General features: G+C 61.6%; 2 protein-coding genes. Both read right to left on the minus strand.

From position 1 onward, the window contains the following. Nucleotides 1-250 precede the first annotated feature (250 nt). Nucleotides 251-1,822, minus strand: a complete 1,572-nt coding sequence (locus NZ849_RS03315; protein WP_295404156.1) for an MBL fold metallo-hydrolase — start codon at nt 1,820-1,822, stop codon at nt 251-253. 618 nt (nt 1,823-2,440) lie between these two features. Further along, complete coding sequence (locus NZ849_RS12080) at nt 2,441-2,764, minus strand: DUF1648 domain-containing protein (protein ID WP_367182938.1); 324 nt, start codon at nt 2,762-2,764, stop codon at nt 2,441-2,443. Nucleotides 2,765-3,129: the final 365 nt, after the last annotated feature.

Raw genomic sequence — 3,129 nt, forward strand, 5'->3', positions numbered from 1 at the left:
CTCAGGGGAAAGCGGTGGGTGATGAGGGGCTCCACTCGTACTTGACCCAGCAGGCGCAGGGCCTCTTGGTAGTCGCGGGCGGTCCACGAAGCTCAAGGTTGCCCACCGCAAGGAGTCCTTGGGAGTTGTTCGTGCGCCTAAGGTTGCTACCGGGCCCGCAAGCACGCAGGACAGACATACCCAGCACCGTCGGAGCACTGTGGTGGGTGTTCAGACTTGGCCCTTTTGGAAATTGCGCTTTGGGATCGCTTCATTTTTCCAGCAGCACCTTCGTTCCCGGCAACCAGTTTTCCCATAGCTGAGGCTGTTCGGTGTGAACTGGAAGCAGGTATCTGGGCTTCAGGCGCTGGGCCAGCTCGAGCAAGTCTTCCTGCGGGGCGTGGCCCGAGGTGTGGTAGGGGTTGTCAACGGTGCTGGGGTCTTTGGGCAGCGCCTGCAAACCCGCTGGCAGCAGCCGGAAGTTGAGCCTGTTCAGCCAGTTCAGCAGCACTTGCAGGTCGAGTATCTGCTCGTCGTCGGCCCAGTAGCTGTTGCTGAAGATGTAGAGGCCCTGGGCTTTGAACCCCGACAAAAGCCGCAGGTCGAGCAGGCGGTTGACCTCGAAAAAGCCAAAGGCCAGCACGAAGGCCTCGGGCTGGCGGGCAATCTCCGTCATCTCTACGGCCTTGACCGGGGCCTGTGCCCACAGGTGCTCTTCCCATTGGGTGCTGCGGCTTCTGGGCTCCTGCAACACCCGGCACTGCTCGAGCGTGCCCTTCCAGGCGGGTTCGGCCTCGGCCAGGCTGTAAAGCAGGTAGGCGTCTTTGGGCGTGATGACCAGGGTTCGGCCCGCCTCGCGCCCTGCCTCGAGGCAGGCCCGCAGGCGCTCTAAGTTCCGGGGGGCGAAGTCCACCGCTATCGGGCCCGAGGGGTGCTGGCGGATGGCCTCGCACAGAGCTGCTTGTACCTGGGCTTCTGAATAGGTCTGGCCGCTTCGCCCCAGCCGGGTGCCTTCGACAATCAGGAGCGTGGTCTCGTGTTTTTCCAAGGTCTCGACCAGGGCTTTGGTCTGCCGCCCCTGCTGGCCGTGAAAGCGCAGGTCGCCGGTGTACACCACCCGTCCGGCGGGGGTCTCCAGAACAAAGGCCACTGCCCCCGGCACCGAGTGGTCCACCGGATGGGCCCATACCCGGAACGGCCCAAGCGAGAGGGGTTCCGTGGCCGCTTGCCAGGGGTGGCCTTCCAGCGGCTTGCTCTTGGAGGGGGACAAAGAGGCGATTTCCTTCAGCTCACCGCCCAGCAGGTGATAGGGCCGGCGCTGGTAGGGGCTTTTGGGGTGGGCCTCGAGCAGGCCCTGTCCGTTGGGCCGGCGGGGGTTCAGGTAGGCGGCCTCGGCCTCGAGGCCTACCTGGGCGGTGTCCTGCATGGCCTTGAGGATGGCGGCGGTGCTGGCCGTGCTCACCACAGGCAGGTTTTCCCGCAAGTAGGCCACCGCGCCGGTGTGGTCGAGGTGGGCATGGGAAAGGAGCAGGGCCCGCACTTTCTCGCCCTCGAGGTGGGGCTGCAAAAAGCTTCTTTCCAGCTCGCCAGGGAAAAGGGTGTCGGCCTCACCCTCCCGGTAGAGCCCCCGGTAGGGCGGCAAAAGGCCCAGGGCCAGCAGGTCGCGCAGCCCCAGGCCGCTGCGGGGGGTCAGGAACTCGGTGAAGTGGCGGTTCCAGCGGGAGAAGGAGCGGCCAAAGTCCAGCAGCAAGCTGCCCTCGGGGGCCTCGAGGACAATCTGATTGCCGCCAATCTCGCCCCAGCCCCCGTGAACTGCTACCTTCAGGCCATCCAGCCGGAACATCCAAAACCCCCTACTCGCACCCTCGGATCAGAAGATAGCGGGCCAGGCGTTCCCAGGGAAGCTAGGGAAGCTGGAAGACGGGGTGGGTGAACAGCCCTTCCCGCTTGCTGGCCTCCCACATGCGCTGGTTCCAGCACCCAGCCATCTCATTCGCCGTCGGGTTCTCTTGAAGATGGCCGGGGTGGGGTTATGGAGCAACACACGAAGGCACGTTAAGTTAATAGGCTACGTCCCATGGGCAGGCAACTGCTGTGATCCAGCGTGTAGCGAGGTTCCGCGCCGCCCTCAGCGCACTCACGTTGCGCCGTCTGTACCGAGGACTGATTTGCCGTTGAAGCGACTGGGTTACGCCAGATTTTTTCCTGTAACCTCATCCCTCTCCTCGTGTCGTACTAACGTGGACGTGTCTCCGCATTGAGACGTCTGGCGAGCATGTAGAAAGAACCTAGCGTGATAACAAGGCTACCGATCCCTAGAAGTGGCAGAATCTCACCCACCCCGCTCGCCCCGTGAATTGCGATCTGTATTGACGACCATGAGAAGAGTGCGAGGAGGGCGCAGGCTTGTAGTTTCAGAACCAACAAACAGGTTCGCGCTAGAGCGTAGTGCCTCTCCTTATTATGCTCGTACACCTCCGCGATCCAGCCAAAAGATAAATATTGATTTCCAGAAAGCACCCGTCCACACAAGGACCGTGACAAACGTGTAAATGGCAAGACTGACCCCCACAAAAAGTACCAAAAACCACCTCGAGCCGTGTGCGGTGACCTGCCCGGTCAGGTCAAAGTGTCTTGGCAACTGCTCGGGCAGGCTAGACCAGCTAGTCAGGATCAGGAGACTGTGCCACAAAACAACGGATATGGACAGGGCCTCAAGAGCGCAGTCGAGGAAAGAGGCCTTTGGAGGACTGTCCACTGCCGGCCTGTAATCCGTGTATTTCACTAAAACCCTCTAAAACACGAAACGCTTTTTCAAGTACGAAGATAAGCCTTCCTTCCCCTTTTTTGCAATAGCCCTGTGGTGCAACACAACCGGCACTCCGACTACTGGCTCAGGATGTGGAGCTCGAGGGCAGCATCGGCACGGTGAACTAGGATTCCCTCCCCGCCGCTTCCCGGCAGGTATGCTCTAGAATCGCCGCATGGCGGTCTGTCTGGAAGACGTGCTGCAGGCCCGTGGGCTCATCCAGGGGGTGGTGGCCCCTACCCCGGTGTTGCCCGACCCTCTGGCTTCGGAAGACCTAGGGGTGCGGCTTTTTGTGAAGGCCGAGTCCTTGCAGAAAAGCGGCTCATTCAAGGTGCGGGGTG

Source organism: Meiothermus sp., assembly GCF_025060375.1.
Classification (GTDB): Bacteria; Deinococcota; Deinococci; order Deinococcales; family Thermaceae; genus Meiothermus.

What these genes read in the sequence shown, in the direction of transcription:
- NZ849_RS03315 (WP_295404156.1), bottom strand. Translation starts at nt 1,822, where the DNA reads ATGTTCCGGCTGGATGGCCTGAAGGTAGCAGTTCACGGGGGCTGGGGC.